The organism is Novosphingobium sp. SG720 (assembly GCF_012275365.1).
GTDB classification, from domain to species: domain Bacteria; phylum Pseudomonadota; class Alphaproteobacteria; order Sphingomonadales; family Sphingomonadaceae; genus Novosphingobium; species Novosphingobium rhizosphaerae.
The window spans coordinates 12,521-31,346 of sequence record NZ_JAAZQN010000005.1; the positions used below are offsets into that span (position 1 = coordinate 12,521).

14 protein-coding genes are annotated in these 18,826 nt (G+C 67.4%); 13 read left to right on the forward strand and 1 reads right to left on the reverse strand.

Annotated features, from left to right (window positions below; genetic code table 11):
* Window positions 1-17: 17 nt before the first annotated feature.
* The 13 genes from FHW94_RS17045 to FHW94_RS17105 all read left to right on the forward strand — a co-directional run bounded on the left by FHW94_RS17045 (window position 18) and on the right by FHW94_RS17105 (window position 17,973).
* The gene (locus tag FHW94_RS17045; RefSeq protein ID WP_246866221.1) at window positions 18-1,541 is read left to right on the forward strand and encodes an efflux transporter outer membrane subunit; all 1,524 of its coding nucleotides are present in this window, start codon (window positions 18-20) and stop codon (window positions 1,539-1,541) included.
* Between the two features lie 23 nt (window positions 1,542-1,564).
* Window positions 1,565-2,707 carry an efflux RND transporter periplasmic adaptor subunit gene (locus tag FHW94_RS17050; RefSeq protein WP_168557284.1) on the forward strand — a complete coding sequence of 381 codons (1,143 nt, stop codon included), beginning with the start codon at window positions 1,565-1,567 and terminating at the stop codon, window positions 2,705-2,707.
* A 30-nt stretch (window positions 2,708-2,737) separates the two neighbouring features.
* Complete coding sequence (locus FHW94_RS17055; RefSeq protein WP_168557034.1) at window positions 2,738-4,300, forward strand: DHA2 family efflux MFS transporter permease subunit; 1,563 nt, start codon at window positions 2,738-2,740, stop codon at window positions 4,298-4,300.
* A gap of 128 nt (window positions 4,301-4,428) precedes the next feature.
* Window positions 4,429-5,358, forward strand: a complete 930-nt coding sequence (locus FHW94_RS17060; protein WP_168557035.1) for a helix-turn-helix domain-containing protein — start codon at window positions 4,429-4,431, stop codon at window positions 5,356-5,358.
* A 171-nt stretch (window positions 5,359-5,529) separates the two neighbouring features.
* Window positions 5,530-6,603: an adenosine deaminase gene (gene add / locus FHW94_RS17065; RefSeq protein WP_168557036.1), complete on the forward strand. Its 1,074-nt coding sequence runs from the start codon at window positions 5,530-5,532 to the stop codon at window positions 6,601-6,603.
* 116 nt (window positions 6,604-6,719) lie between these two features.
* On the forward strand, window positions 6,720-9,338 hold the full coding sequence (locus FHW94_RS17070; protein WP_246866222.1) for a TonB-dependent receptor: 2,619 nt from the start codon (window positions 6,720-6,722) through the stop codon (window positions 9,336-9,338).
* Between the two features lie 100 nt (window positions 9,339-9,438).
* Window positions 9,439-10,548, forward strand: coding sequence for an NAD(P)-dependent alcohol dehydrogenase (locus FHW94_RS17075; RefSeq protein ID WP_168557037.1), 1,110 nt, complete (start codon window positions 9,439-9,441; stop codon window positions 10,546-10,548).
* A 41-nt stretch (window positions 10,549-10,589) separates the two neighbouring features.
* Window positions 10,590-12,005 (forward strand): aldehyde dehydrogenase family protein, encoded by a 1,416-nt coding sequence (locus FHW94_RS17080; RefSeq protein ID WP_168557038.1) that lies wholly within the window; start codon window positions 10,590-10,592, stop codon window positions 12,003-12,005.
* Window positions 12,006-12,354: 349 nt separating this feature from the next.
* A complete protein-coding gene (locus FHW94_RS17085; protein WP_168557039.1) occupies window positions 12,355-13,680 on the forward strand; it encodes an arylsulfotransferase family protein in 1,326 nt (441 codons plus the stop codon).
* Entirely contained in the window at window positions 13,677-13,925 is a 249-nt protein-coding gene (locus tag FHW94_RS17090; protein WP_210425731.1) for a hypothetical protein, read from the forward strand. The genes FHW94_RS17085 and FHW94_RS17090 overlap by 4 nt, the downstream gene beginning before the upstream one ends.
* Complete coding sequence (locus FHW94_RS17095) at window positions 13,922-14,347, forward strand: hypothetical protein (RefSeq protein WP_168557040.1); 426 nt, start codon at window positions 13,922-13,924, stop codon at window positions 14,345-14,347. Before FHW94_RS17090 ends, FHW94_RS17095 begins: the two co-directional genes overlap by 4 nt.
* Window positions 14,304-15,392 (forward strand): sulfotransferase, encoded by a 1,089-nt coding sequence (locus FHW94_RS17100; protein WP_210425732.1) that lies wholly within the window; start codon window positions 14,304-14,306, stop codon window positions 15,390-15,392. Before FHW94_RS17095 ends, FHW94_RS17100 begins: the two co-directional genes overlap by 44 nt.
* Window positions 15,393-15,507: 115 nt before the next feature.
* Window positions 15,508-17,973, forward strand: a complete 2,466-nt coding sequence (locus tag FHW94_RS17105) for an MHYT domain-containing protein (RefSeq protein ID WP_168557042.1) — start codon at window positions 15,508-15,510, stop codon at window positions 17,971-17,973.
* A 23-nt stretch (window positions 17,974-17,996) separates the two neighbouring features.
* Here the strand turns inward: FHW94_RS17105 and FHW94_RS17110 are convergent, their stop codons facing one another.
* Window positions 17,997-18,824 (reverse strand): shikimate dehydrogenase, encoded by an 828-nt coding sequence (locus tag FHW94_RS17110; RefSeq protein WP_168557043.1) that lies wholly within the window; start codon window positions 18,822-18,824, stop codon window positions 17,997-17,999.
* Between the last annotated feature and the right edge of the window lie 2 nt (window positions 18,825-18,826).

Here is an 18,826-nt window from a genome sequence, read left to right on the forward strand (position 1 = left end):
CCAGCCCGGAGTCGCCCATGCAAGTCTTGCCCAAACCGCCGGAATTCCGCCGCCCGGCCGCGTCCGTCATGCCGCTGGCCCATGCGTCGTCCGATGCCTCCCCGCGCATGTCGTTGCGGCCCACGCTCGCTCTGGCCGTTGCCGGGCTGGCCTTGCTGACCGGCGGATGCGCCGTGCCGCCACCGCGCGCGCAACTGGCCACGGTGGCCACGCCGGAAAAGCTCGGCGCAAGCCAGAGCCTGGCGCCAGCTTCGGGTGCGAGCGCGGCCAACTGGCCGTCGGATGGCTGGTGGCAGGCCTATGGCGATAGCCAGCTCGACAGCCTGATTGCCGAAGGGCTGGCAGGCGCGACCGACTTGCGCGTGGCCCAGGCGCGTTTTGCCAAGGCGCAGGCGGTGGCTGGCGAAAGCCGCAGCGCGTTGCTGCCCAGTCTGACTGCCGGGGCGCAGGGCGGCCTGACACAGCAAAGCAACAACTATCTGTTTCCCCAGGGCATGAGCCCGCGCGGTTGGCCCGATTATGGCCAGGCCTCGCTCAGCTTGTCGTGGGATCTGGATTTCTGGGGCAAGAACCGCGCCGCACTGTCCGCTGCCAAGTCTGACGCGGCAGCAGCGGGCGCCGAAGCGGCCGCGACGCGGCTGACCGTTTCGGCCGGCATCGCCAGTGCCTATGCCGACCTGGCCAGCCTTTTTGCCCAGCGCGATGCCGCGGTCGATGCCGTGGAGGTGCGCCAGAAGACGCGTGACCTGATGGCCGACCGCCAGCGGCAGGGCCTGGAAAACATGGGCGCGGTGGAGCGCGCGGTGTCTTCGCTGGAAACCGCGCAGGGCGATCTGGCCAGCCTGGACGAAAGCATCGGCCTGGCGCGCAACCGCATCGCCGCGCTGATGGGGGCCGGTCCCGATCGCGGGTTGGCGATTGCCCGCCCGCAGATCGACCTGGGCAAGGCCACGGCTGGGCTGCCCGCCAATCTGCCGGCCGAACTCATCGGCCGCCGTCCCGATGTCATCGCCGCCAAGCTGCGCGTGCAATCGAGCGACAGCCGCATCCGCCAGGCGCGCGCGGCTTTCTATCCCAGCGTCAACTTGTCCGCGCTGATCGGCATGCAGGCGCTCGATATCGGCAAGGTGTTCCAGTCCGGATCCGACTATGGCTCGGTCGGCCCGGCGCTCAGCCTGCCGATCCTCGATGGCGGGCGGTTGCGTGCCCAGTATCGCGGGACCGAGGCCGATCACGAAGTGGCCGTGGCGCAATATGATGCGGCGCTTGTCCAGGCGTTGCACGATGTAGCCGATGCCGCCACCAGCCAGCAGGCACTGGGCCAACGCCTGGGCCGCGCCCAAGCCGCGCAGGCTTCGGCTCAGGCCGCCTGGACCGTGGCCAACAACCGCTATCGCGGGGGCCTGGCCACTTATCTCGACGTGCTCAACGCCGAAGATTCCCTGATCGCGGCGCGCAAGACCGTCGCTTCCCTGCAAACCCGTGCCTTTGCCCTCGACGTCGCCATGGTGCGCGCGCTCGGCGGCGGCTTTCGTTCGTGAAAGGATCCCCTCCGATGACCGTGATGACCAAGATCGCCGACGTGGAAACCGGTTTTGACGGCGCCGCCAGCGCGTCGCCCAAGGCGCGCCGCAGCAAGCTGTTCGCGGGGCTGGCCGGCGCCGTGGCCGTGGCCGCCGTTGGCGCCTGGGGCTATGACCATTTCGTCGCCGGCCGCCATGTGGTGACCGACAATGCCTATGTCGGCGCCAATCTGGCGCAAGTGACCCCGCAAGTGAGCGGCCCGGTGGCGCAAGTGCTGGTCGACGATACCCAGGCGGTCAAGCGCGGCGACGTGCTGGTGCGGCTTGACGATACCGATGCGCGGATCGCGGTGGCCCAGGCCGAGGCGCAACTGGCGCAAACCGAACGCAAGGTCCGCGGGCTGATGGCCACGGGCAGCGGGCTGACTGCGCTGATCGCCAGCCGCGCGGCAGACCAGGCGCGCGCCGATGCCCAGCTGGCTTCGGCCCAGGCCGATCTGGAAAAGGCGCGGATCGACCTCGATCGTCGCCAGGCGCTGGTTGCCTCCGGCTCTGTTTCGGGCGAGGAACTGACCAGCGCGCGCAGCGCCTTTGCCAGCGCGCTGGCCAATGTGAAAGCCGCCCAGGCGGCGCGCACCCAGGCCGCCGCCAACCGCATGAGCGCGACCGGCGATCGCGACGCGAACCAGGCGCTTACCGCCAATGCCACGGTCGACACCAATCCCGAAGTGCTCGCCGCGCGGGCCAGCCTGGAGCAGGCCCGCGTCAACCTGGCACGCACCGTGATCCGCGCACCTGTCGATGGCGTGGTGTCCAAGCGGCAGGTGCAGGTGGGGCAGCGCGTCCAGGCCGGGCAGACGCTGATGTCGATCGCGCCGCTCCAGGCGGCCTATGTCGATGCCAATTTCAAGGAAGTGCAGCTGGCCCATGTGCGCCCTGGCCAGCCGGTGACGCTCACGTCTGATCTTTATGGCGACGATGTGACGTTCACAGGCCGCGTCGTGGGCTTTGCCGGGGGCACCGGTTCGGCCTTTGCCGTGGTGCCGGCGCAGAATGCCACGGGCAACTGGATCAAGGTGGTGCAGCGCCTGCCGGTGCGCATCGCGCTCGATCCCGCGCAGCTGGCGCGCCATCCCTTGCAGGTGGGCCTGTCGATGACGGCCGATATCGCCGTGAAGAACTGAGCGCGGCTTCCTTTCGGAAAGGCATCTGCCATGTCCACATCCGTTGCAATGGCGGGCCGCGCGCTGACGGCGCGCGAGCCGGACGGGCCGCTCACCGGGGGCAAGCTGCTGCTGGCAGCGCTGGCCATCGGCCTCGGCAATTTCCTGGTGGTGCTCGATACCAGCATCGCCAACGTTTCGGTCTCGACCATTTCCGGCGCGCTGGGCGTTTCCTCCACGCAAGGCACCTGGGTGATCACGTCCTATGCCGTGGCCGAGGCGATCACCGTGCCGCTGACGGGATGGCTGGCCAAGCGCTTTGGCGCGCAGCGCGTGTTCATTACCTGCTACCTCGCCTTTGCCGCGCTGTCGGTGTTCTGCGGCCTGGCCAACTCGCTGGGCATGCTGGTGCTGGGCCGCGTGCTGCTGGGTATGGTGGGCGGGCCGATCATGCCGCTTTCGCAGCTCCTGCTGCTGCGCGTTTTCCCGCCCGAAAAGGCCACGCAAGGCACCGTGTTGTGGGCCATGACTTCGCTGGTCGGCCCCATCGCCGGGCCGATCCTGGGCGGCGTGATCTGCGACAGCATGACGTGGAACGATATCTTCATCCTGCCCGCGGTGGTTGCGCTGGGCGGGGGCATGCTGGCGTTGTGGCTGCTCAAGGGCCAGCCCGACCCGCGCGAGCCGGCCTCGATCGACAAGGTGGGCTTTGCCTTGCTGGTAGTCTGGGTGGCCGCGTTCCAGATCATGCTGGACGAAGGACGCAACCACGATTGGTTTGCCGCTGCGGAAATCCGCTGGCTGGCGGTGATTGCCGCGATCGGCTTTGCCGCGTTCCTGATCTGGGAATCGACCGAAGAGAATCCGGTGGTCGATCTCAAGGTCTTTCGCCATCGCGGCTTTGCGGCGGCGGCGGTCACGTTCGCGGTGGGGTTCGGCGCATTCTTCGCGGGCATCGTGATCATCCCGCTGTGGCTGCAGCAGAACATGGGCTATACCGCCACCTGGGCCGGCATGGCGACGGGCCTGATGGGCGTGCTGGCGATCGTCAGCTCTCCGATCGTCGGCACGGCGGTCAACCGCTTTGATCCGCGCCTGATCGTTTCGATCGGTCTGGTCGGGCTGGGCGCGATCAGCGTGTGGCGCATGGGCTTCAACCAGGACATCACGTTCTGGCAGATGGCCTGGCCCACGCTGCTCACCGGGCCGTTCATGGTCATGCTATTCATCCCGGTGACCGGCATCGCCATGGCCAGCGTGGAGCCGCACGAGCAAGCCAGCGCGGCGGGTCTGTCGAACTTCATGCGCACGATGGGCGGGGCGATCGGCACGTCGCTGGTCCAGACCAGCTGGGCAGACTCGGCCCGGTTCAACCAGAGCGAACTGGCCGGCGCCATGGCCAACGGGCAGCAGGCGATCGACAATTTCGTGTCCGGCGGGCTTTCCCACGATGGCGCCACCAGCACATTGACCAGCATCGTGGAAGGACAAAGCGTGATGCTGGCCACGCTCGATGTCTTTGCCGCCGTGGCGCTATGCTTTGGCGTGGCAGCGGCGCTGATCTGGCTGGCGCCCCGGCCCAAGGGACCGATCGACACCAGCGGCGGGCATTGACCCGCCGCCCCGGTGGCCCTGCCCGATGGGGTGCCTGATTGCATTTGTATGTATTGCTGACTAATTCAGAACGGGAGGCACGGCGCCAAGACCGAGTCCGCTGATAGGCTGAGGGTGGATCAAGGCTGATGATCGAGCATTTTTCGACGCGCAACGTGCCTGGAGCCGACAAGCTGCCGTACTGGCGCAGCTTGATGTCGAGCACGTATTCGGGCCTTTCCACCAATCCGCTGACCCCGCACTTCGAAGCCACCGTCTCGCGCTGGCAAATGGGTGGCATCGCCATGACCCGGCCCCGCGCCACCCCGGTTTCGGTAGAGCGCCGCCTGCTCGAAGCCGGGCATGGCGGCGGGCCGCGGCTCAAGCTGCATGTCGTGCGCTCGGGCCAGGGGCGTGCGGTCCACCGCCGGCGCGAGCTGGACGTGCGCGCCGGCGACATGGTGCTCTGTGCCAGTGAAGAGGTCTATCGGTTCGACTTGCGCAGCGAGCATGAACTGGTCGTGGCCGAATTCGATCGCGCCGTGCTGGGCGAGGCGCCGCATTGGCTGGACGATGCGGTGGCCACCTGCATCCCGCGCGAGGCGCCGTCCACCCGCCTGCTGCACGATTTCATGCTGTCGCTGTGGCGCGAGAGCGAGGCTAGCCCCGATGGGCTGCCCGATGAAGGCTATGACGCTGTGTTCTGTTCGCTGCTGCTGGCCAGCCTGCGCCCGACCGACCAGGTGGCCCGGCCCAGCCGCCATGGCCTGCTCGAGCGCGCCCGCGCCATCGTGGCGGCACGCCTTGCCGATCACACGCTTTCGCCTGCCACGATCGCGGCCGACATGGGCGTTTCGCTGCGCCGGCTGCAGGCAGCGGCGGCCGGCCAGGGGGTGACGCTGGGCGGCTATATCAACGAGCGCCGCCTGGCGCTTGCCGCGCAGAAACTGACGTTGGAGCCGCAGAGCAGCATTACCCAGATCGCGTTCGACTGCGGATTTTCCGACAGTTCCTATTTCAGCCGCCGCTTCCAGGAACGCTTTGGCCAGACCCCACGCCAGTATCGCGCGATGCATTGATAGCCGGGTCGTGCCTGGCCCCGCTCTGTTTTTTGCCACGCGCCATTGCGCATTCCATGTTTGACCACAAGGCGCGTGCCACCCGACAAACGCGCGTCGTGACATGGGCAGTGAGACAGCAAGGGGGTGGCAATGGATCGGCGCGGATTTGCAGCAGGTATGGTGTGCGCGATGGCTACCATCGGGCGGGCAAGGGCAGTGGCGCCGGTCAAGGATGCCGCCCTGGCCAGGTTCATCGCGGGCATGCCCAAGGCGGAATATCACGTCCATCTTGAAGGCACGCTGGAAGCCGAGATGAAATTCGCCCTGGCGCGGCGCAACGGGCTGCAACTGCCCTTTGCCGATGTCGCCGCGATGAAGGCCAGCTACCGCTATCACGACCTGCCGAGCTTTCTGGCGATCTATTATGACGGCATGAAAGTGCTGCTCAGGGAGCAGGACTTCTATGACCTGACTTATGCCTATCTCGCCAAGGCGGCCGCGCAGAACGTGATCTATACCGAGATGTTCTTCGATCCGCAGGAGCATCTCAAGCGCGGCGTGCCGATGGCCGCGGTGATTGGCGGGATCAGCCGGGCGCGGCGCGACGCGCGGACCCGGCTTGGCATCCGTTCGCAATTGATCCTGTGCTTTGTGCGCGATCTTTCGGCGCAGAGCGCGATGGATGCGCTCGATACCGGCTTGGCCTTCCGCAAGGATCTGGTCGGTGTCGGCCTCGATTCCGATGAAGCAGGCAACCCGCCGGAAAAGTTCCGCGCCCATTTCGCCAAGGCGCGGGCCCATGGCCTGCGGGTGACGGCACATTGCGATGTCGATCAGGACGACACGCTGGGCCATATCCGCACTGCGCTGCTCGATCTCAAGGTTGATCGCATCGACCATGGCGGCAACATTGTGGAATCGCCCGAACTGGTTGCCTTGGCACGGCAGCGGGGCATGTTCTTCACGGTGTGCCCCACTTTTTCGGGAACCTTGCGCAAAGGCCTGGCGACACCGGTGGATGTGGTGCGCGCAATGCTCGACGCCGGGTTGAACGTGACGATTTCATCGGATGATCCGGCCTATATGGGCAGCGAATATCTCGACGACGTGTTGATCCGTGCTGCCGATCGCAGCGCCCTGACGCGAACCGAGATCGTCACCCTGGCGCGCAATGGGTTTAGGGCGGCATGGCTGCCCGAGGCCGAAAAGCAGGCCATGCTGGCCAGGCTCAACGCCTATGTGCAGCGGGCGGACCACAGCTAGGCGCGGATCGCGCCATGCCCATCGCGTTTGTCCGTGCTTTTCGCGCGATCGTGCAAGAAGGCGCGCAGGCAGGCGAGTAGCTCCCACAGCGATAACAAATCGCAAGGGAGTGCAGGATGCTGAAATGTTCCACCCGTTCCAGCCTGTTTGCCATGGCCGCGGCCCTGGGCGCGGCCGCGCCGGGCCTGGCCCAGGCTCAGGACGCCGCGCCGCCGGCCGATGGCGCGCCGCCACCGCAGCAGGGCGGCATCCAGGAAATCGTCGTTACGGCGCAAAAGCGCGCGCAAAACGTGCAGAACGTGCCGATCGCCATTTCCGCATTCACCGCTGCGTCGCTCAAGGAACGGGCGGTGACCAGCGTTTCGTCGCTTTCGGCGCTGGCGCCCAACGTCAACCTGGATGGCGGGACGCCGTTTTCCGGCTCTTCGGCCGTGCTTTCGGCCACGATCCGCGGCATCGGATCGGATGACTTTGCCTTCAACATCGATCCCGGCGTGGGGATATACCTGGACGGCGTCTATCTGGCGCGCACGGTGGGGGCGAACCAGGACCTGCCCGACGTGGAGCGCGTCGAAGTGCTCAAGGGCCCGCAGGGCACGCTGTTTGGCCGCAACACCATCGGCGGGGCGATTTCGATCGTCACGCACGAGCCGGGCAAGGAATTCAAGGGCTCGATCGACGCCACCACCGGCAGCTACAACCTGGTCAAGGTGCGGGGCACGATCGACGTGCCGCTCGCCCAGTCGCTGTTTTCTTCGGTCACGTTCGCAGTCACCAACCGGGAAGGGTTCCTCAAGCGCATTCCCTATCCCGACCAGCGCGCCAGCAATTCCGACACTTTCTATAATTTCAACCAGGCCGACTATGCCAGCTCCAGCCGTGAAGGGGGCGACAACACCGCCTCGCTGCGCGGCAAGCTGAAGTGGGACAACGGCGGCGCGATCACCGCCACGCTGACCGGCGACTGGACTCGCCAGGACACGTCCTCGCAGGCGACCAAGCTGCTGGGCACGGTGAACCTGCCTGGCCCCTTTGCCGGGACGGACAATCTGCCTGGCACCGCGCTGTCGGCCTCGGGCACCACGGGCTTCCTGTTCTCGGGCCTCTACAACTTCTGCATCGGCGCCAATGCGCAGCAGATCGCTGCGCGCAATGCCCAGGCGCTGTGCGGGGCGCGGGGCACGCAATATGGCCGCCGGCTGTCGCCATTGGCAGGCGTGAACGTCGATAGCGATCCCACCAACGATCGCCTGCCTTGGGATTCCCGCTTTGTCTTGTCCGATCCCGATACCAGCTATGCCACCGGGCCCAGCTTCAACAAGCTGACCACCTGGGGCCTGGGCGCCACGGTGCAGGCGCAAGTGAACGACGACCTCACGATCAAGTCCATCACCGCCTATCGCGATACGCGCTGGCGCGCCGGCGTGGACGCGGACGGTTCGCCGCTGTCGTTCCTGGAGCTGTCGTTCCAGCAGAACCAGTGGCAGTTCAGCCAGGAAGTGCAGATCCTGGGCAAGGCACTGGACAAGAAGCTGAACTACGTTTTGGGCGGGTACTATTTCAAGGAACAGGGCACGCTGCACGATTACGTCACGTTTGACGAAGGCCTGGTGCAGGTGGATGGGCCCAACCGCTTCAAGACCGAAAACTATGCCTTCTTCGGCCAGGTGGACTATCGCCCGATCGAGATCCTGGGGATTACCGTGGGTGGGCGCTATACCCATGAAACCAAGCAGTTCGAAGGCGGGCAGCAGGAATTGAACGGCTTCAACTACAAGCTGTTCGGGTGCAGCGATGCCAATGGCAATGTCACGCCGGGCGCGCCGTTCCCGCTTGGCCCGGTCAGCTGCCAGACCGGCATTTCCTATCCCAACCCCGCCAATCCGGTGCAGGTCTATACGCCGGGGGTGAACCGCAAGACGTTTGACAACTTCTCGCCCAAGGTGGGGGTGCAGCTCTATCCGGCCAACCGGATCATGGTCTATGGTTCGTGGTCCAAGGGGTACAAGACCGGCGGCTGGACCACGCGATTGACCAACCCGCAGGGCAACGTCGCCCCCGGCTTTGGCCCGGAAAAGGCCACGACGTGGGAACTGGGCGTGAAATCCACCCTGCTCGATCGCAAGCTGCAGTTGAACCTGGCGGCTTTCACCACCGACTATCAAGGCGTGCAGCTCAACATCCAGATCGGCACCTCGCCCACGATCGCCAATGCCGGGCGCGCGCGGATCAAGGGCGTGGAAGCCGAGATGGTGCTGGCGCCGGTCACCGGCCTGACCATCAATGGCTCGGTCGGCTATATCGATGCCCATTATACCCAGATCGATGCCGCCGCGCTCGTCAACGCCAGCCCGATCCCCGGCATCCAGGCCGGCATCTTCCTGGGCGCGCCGCTGCCCAAGACGGCCAATTGGAAGATCAACGTTTCGCCGCGCTACCAGCTCGACCTGGCCAATGGCGGCAATGTCGTGGCCCTGGCAGACTGGACACACACCACCCCGGTGTGGAACGACATCGCGCGTACCCTCCTGCTGCGCCGCCCCACCAACGACATGGTCAACGCCAGCCTTACCTACAACACGCCGGGCGATCGCTGGTCGCTGACGGTGGGAGGCACCAACCTGACCGACACGCGCTATCTGGTGACCGGCGGCCCCAATCTTTCGGCCGGGGCAATCTTTGGCAGCTATAACCGCCCGCGCGAATGGTATCTGCGCGCCGGCTTCAAGTTCTGATCACCCAAGCACCCATCCACCCACTGGCGCCGGGCCGAACCCTCCACCATCCCCCGGCTCGGCGCTTCCTTTGTGTTCGTTCCAGTCAAGGATACTTGCCATGCCCACGCCCGCCCAAGCCGCCGTGTTCCGCCAGCCGGGTGCGCCGCCGGTGATCGAGCCGGTCGTGCTCGACGATCCGCGCGAGGGCGAACTGGTGGTGCGGCTGGTTGGCGTGGGCGTGTGCCACACTGACATGGTGCTGCGCGACGGGCACCTGCCCACGCCCTTTCCCGTGGTGCTGGGCCATGAAGGCGCGGGCGTGGTGGAGCGCGTGGGCGCTGGCGTTACGACGCTGGCACCGGGCGACCATGTCGTGCTCAGCTTCGATTCCTGCGGGCATTGCCCGTCGTGCGACGATCACGCCCCGGCCTATTGCCACGACTGGTTCGCCTATAACTTTGGCGGCAGCCGCACCGATGGCACCACCGCGTTGTCTGCATCCGATGGCACGGCGATCCACAGCCACGTGTTCGGCCAATCCTCGTTCGCCACCCATGCCCTGGTCCATGCGCGCAATGCGGTGAAAGTGGATGCCGATCTGCCGCTCGAACTGCTCGGGCCCTTGGGTTGCGGCATCCAGACCGGCGCGGGCGCCGTGCTCAACGAACTGCGCCCGCGCCCGGGCGCCAGCGTGGCGGTGATCGGCACCGGCGCGGTGGGGCTTTCCGCCATCATGGCCTGCGGCATTGCCGGGGCCGGCGTGGTGGCGGCGGTGGACATCAATCCCGCGCGCATTGCCCTGGCGCAGGAACTGGGCGCCACGCATGGCTTTGACGCGCGCAGCGGCAGCCTGGCCGACCATGCCCGGGCCGCGGGCCTGGCCCAGGGTTTCGACTGCGTGATCGACACGACCGGCCGGCCCGACGTGGTCAACGCCGCCATGCCGGCGCTTGCCCCGCGCGGGCAGATGGCGCTGGTGGGCGCCTATGGCCCCGGCGACATTGCCGCCGATGCCACGTTCCTGATGAGCGGGGGCCGCGTGATCCGCGGCGTGGTGGAAGGCGGCGCCGATCCGCAGGCCTTCATCCCCGAACTGCTGGCCCACTATCGCGCCGGGCGCTTTCCGTTCGATCGCCTGGTGCGCTTTTTCGCGTTCGAAGACATCGCCGACGCCATTGCGCAGGGAGAGGCGGGCCACGTGGTCAAGCCGATCTTGCGCATTGGCTGACGCCTTCCCACAATGGCCCCATAGGCAAAGGAATTTTTGACATGGACAAGCAATTCAGCCTGTTGATCGACGGTCAATTGGTGCCGGGCGCGGCCACGTTCGACGTGATCAACCCCGCCACCGAAGCCGTGCTGACCCAGGCCCCGCGCGCCGACCAGGCCCAGTTGGATGCGGCCGTGGCCGCCGCCAAGCGGGCGTTCCCCGCCTGGGCCGCGCGCAGCCAGGATGATCGCGCCGCCCTGATCGACCAGTTGGCCGACGCGGTGATGGCGCGGATCGAGGAGTTTGCCCAGTTGCTCACCGCCGAGCAGGGCAAGCCGCTCGACCAGGCGCGCAACGAAATCTATGGCACGGTTTTCGTGCTCAAGGCCTTTGCCGGCATGCGCATCACCGACAAGGTCCTGCGCGAAGAGGGCGGCAATACCGTGATCGAGCATCGCACCCCGCTGGGCGTGTGCGCGGCGATCACGCCGTGGAATTTCCCGGTGGTGCTGCTGGCCAACAAGCTGGGCCCGTGCCTTCTGGCGGGCAACACCATGGTGGCCAAGCCCGCGCCGACCACGCCGCTCACCACCCTGCTGCTGGGCGAAGTGATCGCGTCGATCCTGCCGGCCGGGGTCGTCAACATCATCGCCGACGTCAACGATCTGGGCGCGGCGCTTTCCACCCACCCCGATTTGGCCAAGGTGGCGTTCACCGGATCGACCGTCACCGGCAAGAAAGTCATGGCTTCGGCCTCGGGCAGCGTGAAGCGCGTGACGCTGGAACTGGGTGGCAACGACGCGGCCATCGTGCTGGACGACATGCCGGCCAAGCTGGCCGCCGAAAAGGTCTATCAAGGCGCGATGGTCAACGCAGGCCAGGTCTGCGTGGCGATCAAGCGCGCCTATGTCCACGAAACCGTCTATGACGAATTCGTGGAAGAAATCGCCCGCCTGGCCAAGGAAGCCGTGGTGGACGAAGGCACCCGCCAGGGTGTGACGATCGGCCCGGTGCAGAACAAGATGCAGTTCGAAAAGGTATCTGCCCTGCTGGCCGACGCGCGGGAGCGCGGGACGGTGCTGGCCGGCGGCGCGCCGCTCGATCGGCCGGGTTACTTCATCGCGCCGACCATCGTGGCAGACCTGGACGACGATGCGCCGCTGGTGCGCGAGGAACAGTTCGGCCCGGTGCTGCCCGTGCTCAAGTTTTCCGACGTGGACGACGTGATCGCGCGCGCCAACGACAGCGACTATGGGCTGGGCGGCACGGTCTGGGGCAAGGACGTGGCCCGCGCGATGGATGTGGCGCGGCGGATCGACACCGGGACGGTGTGGGTCAACCAGCACCTGGCGATCGACCCGACGATACCGTTCCGCGGGGTCAAGCAATCCGGCCTGGGCGGCGAACTGGGTGAGGCGGGCCTGCTGGAATATACCCAGGCGCACATCATCAACGCCGTCAGCTTGCCGGCTTGAAACACGGACAGGGGCGGCGCTGGCGGCCAGGCCGGCGACGCCCTTGCCCAGCGCGGCAAGGCCTCATGAATTTGTAACAAGTTGTATGGCCCGCCGCCGCCACCGCCGCATCAGATCGTCCGGCGGGCTTGATTAATATACTGATCAATATAGAAAAAATGTTCGTGTTCCACCGCGGCTTAGGTGGATCATTTCAGTTCGTCAGCAAACGTTTCGCGTTCGTATCGCGGCGAAATTGGGGTGATACAACTGCGGGCTAGACGCTCCGGCCATGAACTCGCCGGTGTTGCCCCCAGACTCCGTCCTGCCTTTGTCCGAGCCGGCGCGTCCCTCGCGGTGGGAACGGCTGATGAACCGTCCGGTGCCGCTCTGGGCGCTGGGACTGGTGGTGGCGCTCGGCGCGCTGGCATTGCTCGGCTTCGGCTTCGTCCTGCTGGCCCCGCGCAAGCATGGCGCCCTGGGCACGCTGGCGGTGCAGGTGGCGAGCATTCCCGATACCGTGGGGCGGGCGGTGGGCGAACTGCTGCCCTATCGTCCGTCGATCGGCCAGCCTTATGAACCGCTGCCCGGTGGGCTGTGGCGCCGGCCGGGATTCGTCGATCCCGGCTATATCCTGCTCACCGTGTTCGACACCGCGCAAGGGCGCTGGGTGGTGCAGTTGCTGCGCCTGCGCGATGGGCAGGTGGTGCGCCGCTATGCGCCCGACATCGCCGCGATCCATGCGCAATCGACATTCCACTCTGCCCTGGTGGACCTGGCGCGCGACAAGACCAACCGCCGTTTCATGCCGATGCACCCGCTGCTGATGCCCGATGGCGGGCTGATCGTGCACGATACCTCGCCACTCACGCGCATCGATGCCTGCGGGCGGCCGGAATGGATGATCGACGGGATTTTCCATCATTCGCTGGAGCGGGCGAGCGATGGCACCTTGTGGGCTGCCTATCGCCTCCCACGCACCGCGCGCCCGGGCCTTGGCCCGCAGTTTGCCGACGAAGGCCTCATGCACCTGACGGCACAGGGTAAAGTCCTGGCGCGCATCTCGGTGATCGACCTGCTCGACGCCAACAACCTGGGATATTTGTGGCGCGCGCGGCCCTATTCCGACGATCCGATCCATCTCAACGATATCCAGCCCGTGCCCGGCGATGGCCCTTATTGGCGCAACGGCGATCTGCTGGTCAGTCTGCGCAATCTCTCGCTGCTGTTGCTCTATCGCCCGTCGACCGGGCAGGTGGTGTGGGGCCGGGGCCTGCCCTGGCGGTTCCAGCACGATGTCAGCGTGCTCGATGACCACCGCATCTCGGTGTTCGACAACCACTGGCGCTTTGCCTGGGACCAGCCCGAGCAGGCCGAGCCCGACGGCACCAACCGCATGCTGGTCTACGACTTTGCCACGGGCGCGGTGAGCGCGCCGCTGGCTCCCGCGTTCCGCGATCTGAACATCCACACCCGTGCCCAGGGCCGCGCCACGCCGCTGCCGGGGGGCGATACCATGGTGGAGGAAACCGAACTGGGCCGCGTCATGCGCCTCGCCCCCGATGGCAGCGTGCGCTGGAGCTATATCAGCGCGGACGCCGGCCGGAACCGGTTCGAGCTGCGCTGGACCCGTTACATCGATCCCCTTGCCGACAAGATCGGCATCCAAGCCGCGGAGAATGCCCGATGCGAATGACCGTCTTTGCACCCTTGATGTGCCTTTTGGCCGGGGCCGCCCCAGCCGCGCTGTTGCTGGCAGCTACGGCCGTCCCGGCGCAGGCCTACGTCGGCCCCGGCCTGGGCCTGGGCGCGGCATCCACTGCGCTGGGCGTGGTGGGGGCCATCCTCCTCGGGCTGATGGCTTTCGTGTGGTATCCGGTCAAGCGCCTGCTGCGCATGGTGCGCCGGGCCGGACGCAGCAGCGCGGGACGCAAGCCATGATGGCGGCGGCCACGCTGTTGCTGGCCCTGGCCTTGCTGGCCACGGTCATGCTCGCCCGGCGCTGGGGGGTGCTGGGGCGTTTTGCCGCGTTGGGGGCGATCGGGCGTCGATCGGTGCGGATCATGGCGCGGCGCGGGGCGTCGGACTGTTCGAAGGAGCGTGCCGCACGCCTGCTGGCCATGCGGCTGATGGGGCGCTCGCTGGCGGCCGGCGCAGGGCTCGCGCTGGCGGCGGCACCGCTGGCCGCGGCGCTGGCGCTGGGCCCCTGGCTCGGCCTGCCGACCCTCAATGCCCTGTTCGACCCGCTGGCCCGCGCGGCCATTCTTTGCCTTGGAATCAGCCTTGCCCTCATCCGATTTGTCCTTGGCCGCATCGGCCGTGCCCACGGCGGCAGCCGGCGCGGACGCCTATCGCCCGCTTGATCGGCTGCTGCACCGGATTGCCTTGGGCAGCCGCGCCGCGCTGGAATTGAGCTTCGACCTGGAACGCGCCCGGTTCGGCCGCGCTGCCGGGGCGCCGGCGCTGCGCCCGCCGGTGTTCGTCACCGCGCTGGCGCGGGCCGGCACCACCGTGCTGATGCAGCGGCTCGAAGCAGCCGATCGCTTTGCCAGCCTGCATTATGCCGACATGCCCTTTCCCTTGGCGCCCAACACCTGGGCCGGGCTGGTGGCGCGCCGGCGCCGGGGCGTGGCCCGCACCCTGCGCGGCCATGGCGACGGACTGGAGCACGATCTCGACAGTGCCGAGGCGATCGAGGAAGTGTTCTGGCGCATGCAGTGCGGACCCGACTACCTCACCGCCGACGGCTTGGCCGCGCACCAACCCGATGCCCCGGCCATGGCAGCGTTCGGCCAGTTCATGGCGCTGGTATGCCTGGCGCGCGCGCGCCACGGGCAGGGCGGGCGCTATCTGTCCAAGAACAACGCCAATGTCCTGCGCTTGCCCAGTCTTGCCGGCATTCCCGGCGCCGTGCTGGTCCACCCGTTCCGCGCGCCGCTCGAACAGGCCGCCAGCCTGCTGGCGCAGCATCGCCGCGCCTGCGCGCTGGCGCAGGCCGATGCGTTTCGCGGGCATTACATGCGCTGGTTGGGCCATCATGAATTCGGGGCGCACCAGCAACCGTTCCTCCTGCCGGGCCAAGCGCCGCCGCAGGGCGATCCCGACAGTCTGGTCTATTGGCTGCGCACGTGGTGCGGGGTGTACCGCCACCTGCTGGACCAGCCGGCCAGCGTGGCGGCGCGGCAATGCTTCGTCGATTACGATCGCCTGGCGCGGGGCGAGGATGCGGTTCGCGCTGCGCTGGCACGGCAACTGGCCTTGCCGAACGGCCTGCCCGCCACCGATCTGCGCCCGCCAAAGCCCCATGCCTTGGCCCAGCAGGCGGTGCCGCCGGCAGACCTGAGCGCGGCCAACGCGCTTCACCAGCGCCTGCAACAACGCGCCCAGGCAACGGTGCCAACGGCTTAGTCCCTGGTCGGGCACCATTGCCGGGGCCAATGCGTTGTGCCTGACGTGCGCGGCGCATACCGGCTTGCCTGTTGTGGCCCATTGCCCGCGCCTGCGTTCTATGGGAGCAGGGGGCATGACAATGACCGGAACGCACGAGGCCAATCTGGTCATTCTTTCCATTCTGATCGCGGTATTTGCATCGTTCACGGCGTTGAGCCTGGCCGGGCGGGTGCGTGCCGGGCAGGGCTGGGCGCGGCGGGTGTGGCTGGCAGCGGCATCGGTGGCGCTGGGCGGGGGCATCTGGGCGATGCATTTCGTGGCCATGCTGGCCTTCCGCCTGCCGGGCATGGCGATGCGCTATGATCCGGGCATCACGCTGCTATCGCTGGCGATCGCGATTGCCTTTACCGGCGCCGGCTTTGCCGCGCTCGATCGGCGCAACCAGTCCTTGCAGCGGATCGCGGCGGCGGGCTTGCTGATGGGCCTGGGCGTCGTGGCCATGCATTACCTGGGCATGGCGGCGATGCGCATGGATGGCACCATGCATTACGATCCGCTGTGGCTGGCTTTGTCGGTGGTAATCGCCATCGTTGCAGCCACGGCCGCCCTGTGGTTTGCCGCGCGCGACCAGACGCCGGGCATGCGGCTGGGCGCTGCTGGCCTGATGGGGCTGGCGATTGCCGGGATGCACTACGCCGGCATGCACGCAGCGATGTTCGTCATGCATCGCCCCCACGGGGCGGGCGCTGCGGAAAGCGGCGTGGGCCAGACTTTCCTGGCCGTCTCGATCGGCACGATCACGCTGCTGATCCTCACGATCGCGCTGGGCGCTGCCTGGCTGGAACGGATGTTTCACGGCATCGCCCGGCGCGAGGCGCGCATCGCGCTACGCCTGAAAATTGCCGACGTGCTGCGCGATTACGAAACCGCCGCCGCGCTGCACGAGATTGCCGCGCTCATGAGCGCGCATTTCGCGGTCAATCGCACCGGATTTGGCCAGTTGCTGGCCGACGAGGACATGTTCGATTACGACGTGTGCTGGACAGACGGCACCGTGCCGGCCCTGCTCGGCCGCCTGCCAACCGCCGATTTCGGCGTGGCGGTGGTGGCGGCGCTCAATCGCGGCGAAACCGTGGTGGCGGGTGATCTGCTTGCGCCCGATCCGCGCCTTGATGCGCGCAGCGTGGCCACCGCACGCCAGGTTGATACCCGCGCGATCCTGGTCGTGCCGTTCCTGCGCGAGGGCCGGCTGCGCACGATCGTCTATCTCAACGATCGGGCGCCGCGTCATTGGCATCCCGACGATATCGCCTTCATGGAGGAAATCGCCGAACGCACCCGCCTGGTGAGCGAGCGGGCGGCCATTGCCCAGCAACTGCAAGAACTCAACGCCACGCTCGAAACGCGGGTGGAGGCACGCACCAGCGAGTTGCGCGCTGCGCAGGAAGCCCTGGTGCAGAGCCAGAAAATGGAAGCAATGGGCCAGCTTGTCGCCGGCCTGTCGCACGATTTCAACAACGTGCTTGGCGCGATCCTGGCCTCGTTCGACCTCATCACGCGGCGCAGCGGCGATGCCGCGCGGGTGGAGCGGCTGGCAGGCGAAGGGCGCCAGGCCGCCCAGCGCGCGGCCAACCTGATCGCACAACTGCTGGCCTTTTCGCGCACTCAGCGCCTGTCGACCGGCCCGCTTGATCCGGCACAGGTGATCGAGCGGCTGCGCCCGATGCTGGCGCGCACGCTCGGGCCGCTGATCGCGCTCGAATGCCGGCTCGACCCGCCAGAGGGCGACGACTGGGCCGCGCTGGCCGATCCCACGCAACTGGAAATGGCCCTGCTCAACCTGGCGGTGAACGGGCGCGACGCGATGCCCGCCGGTGGGCAACTGACCATTGCCCTGGCCACCCACGTGGCCGATGCCGACGGGGACCTGGCCGAGGGCACCTATGTCGAAGTGCGAGTCAGCGATACCGGCGCCGGCATGGACGAGGAAACGCTGCGCCGCGCCATGGAGCCGTTCTTCACCACCAAGCCCGTGGGCAAGGGCACCGGGCTGGGCCTGGCACAGATCTATGGCAGCATGCGCCAGATCGGCGGCGGGGTGCGGATCGAAAGCGCGCCTGGCGAGGGGACCACAGTGCGCCTGTTCCTGCCCCGCACCGCCCGCGTGCCCGAGGACGTGGCCGCGCCGCCGCCGACTGCGGCGCCGGGCCGCGCGGCGCTGCGCGTCCTGCTGGTTGACGATGATGGCGATCTGCGCCGCGCCCTGGCTGCCGCGCTGGAATGCGAAGGCCACGTGGTTCATGCCAAGGCCGATGGCGGCGCTGCGCTGGCCGCGCTCGATGCAGCGGCGGCGGCTGGCACGCGGCTGGCCGATGTGGCGCTGGTCGATTACGCGATGCCCGGCATGACGGGGGCCGAACTGGCCCGCCATCTGGCGCGGCGGCACCCGGCTTTGCCCATCGTGTTCATGAGCGGCTTTGCCGACGTGGCCGCGATCGAAGCGGTGGCCGGGCCCGATGCGATCCTGCTGCGCAAGCCATTTGCCACCGAGCGGCTGACAGAAGCCCTGGCGCGCGCCCGGGCGACCCACGCCGCCTAGGGCAAAGGCACGGCGGGCTTCCCCTACCCGAGGCTGCGCTTCATGCGCGCGGCGTCGGGCGTGTGGCCGGTAATGATCTCGAACGCCAGCGCGGCCTGGCCCACCACCATGCCGGTGCCGTTGATGGCGCGGCAACCCTTGCTTCGTGCGACCCGAAGCAGCTCGGTTTCCAGCGGGAAATAGATGATGTCGGCCAGCCAGTGATGCGCCGCCACGGCGCCTGGCGGGATCGGCATGCCAGGTTTGCTGGCCATGCCGATGGGCGTTGCATTGACGATGCCATCGGCCGGCGTGGTATCGAGCGCGGCCAGCGCTGTCACATCGATCTGCGCGGCGGGATAGCGCGGGGCAAGGTCGGCGGCGAGGGCCTGAGCCCGCGGGGCATCGGGATCGACCAGTTCCAGCCGCGCCACGCCAAGCGAGAGCAGCGCATTGGCAACGGCCGATCCCGCGCCCCCCGCACCCAACTGGATCACGTGCCCCAGCGCCGCACCGGGAAGTCCGGCGAGCAGGCTTTCGCGAAAGCCGGGCATGTCGGTGTTGTGCCCGATCAGGCGCCCGTCGCGGATGGCCACCGTGTTGACCGCGCCGGCGGCCAGGGCACTGGGCGCGAGTTCGTCCATCAGCGCCATGATCGCCTGCTTGAACGGATAAGTCACGTTGAAGCCGGCGAAGCCCTGGTCCTTGAGGCTTTCGACCAGGGTTGGCAGGTCTTCGTCAGCCAGGCCTCGCTGCGTGAAATCGAACAGTTCGTACGTCAGCTCCAGGCCCAGTGCTTGCGCCTCCTCTTCATGCAGGCGCGGTGAGCTGGATGCCAGGATGGCGCGACCAAGTAGCCCGGAGCGGATCATCA

Excerpts from the sequence above, each read along its gene's own strand:
- FHW94_RS17080 (WP_168557038.1), top strand. The coding sequence starts at position 10,590 with ATGGACAAGCAATTCAGCCTGTTGATCGACGGTCAATTGGTGCCGGGC.
- FHW94_RS17045 (WP_246866221.1), top strand. The coding sequence starts at position 18 with ATGCAAGTCTTGCCCAAACCGCCGGAATTCCGCCGCCCGGCCGCGTCC.
- FHW94_RS17060 (WP_168557035.1), top strand. The coding sequence starts at position 4,429 with ATGATCGAGCATTTTTCGACGCGCAACGTGCCTGGAGCCGACAAGCTG.
- FHW94_RS17085 (WP_168557039.1), top strand. The coding sequence starts at position 12,355 with ATGAACCGTCCGGTGCCGCTCTGGGCGCTGGGACTGGTGGTGGCGCTC.
- FHW94_RS17050 (WP_168557284.1), top strand. The coding sequence starts at position 1,565 with ATGACCAAGATCGCCGACGTGGAAACCGGTTTTGACGGCGCCGCCAGC.
- FHW94_RS17075 (WP_168557037.1), top strand. The coding sequence starts at position 9,439 with ATGCCCACGCCCGCCCAAGCCGCCGTGTTCCGCCAGCCGGGTGCGCCG.
- add (WP_168557036.1), top strand. The coding sequence starts at position 5,530 with ATGGCTACCATCGGGCGGGCAAGGGCAGTGGCGCCGGTCAAGGATGCC.
- FHW94_RS17110 (WP_168557043.1), bottom strand. The coding sequence starts at position 18,824 with ATGATCCGCTCCGGGCTACTTGGTCGCGCCATCCTGGCATCCAGCTCA.
- FHW94_RS17105 (WP_168557042.1), top strand. The coding sequence starts at position 15,508 with ATGACAATGACCGGAACGCACGAGGCCAATCTGGTCATTCTTTCCATT.
- FHW94_RS17095 (WP_168557040.1), top strand. The coding sequence starts at position 13,922 with ATGATGGCGGCGGCCACGCTGTTGCTGGCCCTGGCCTTGCTGGCCACG.
- FHW94_RS17090 (WP_210425731.1), top strand. The coding sequence starts at position 13,677 with ATGACCGTCTTTGCACCCTTGATGTGCCTTTTGGCCGGGGCCGCCCCA.
- FHW94_RS17070 (WP_246866222.1), top strand. The coding sequence starts at position 6,720 with ATGCTGAAATGTTCCACCCGTTCCAGCCTGTTTGCCATGGCCGCGGCC.
- FHW94_RS17055 (WP_168557034.1), top strand. The coding sequence starts at position 2,738 with ATGTCCACATCCGTTGCAATGGCGGGCCGCGCGCTGACGGCGCGCGAG.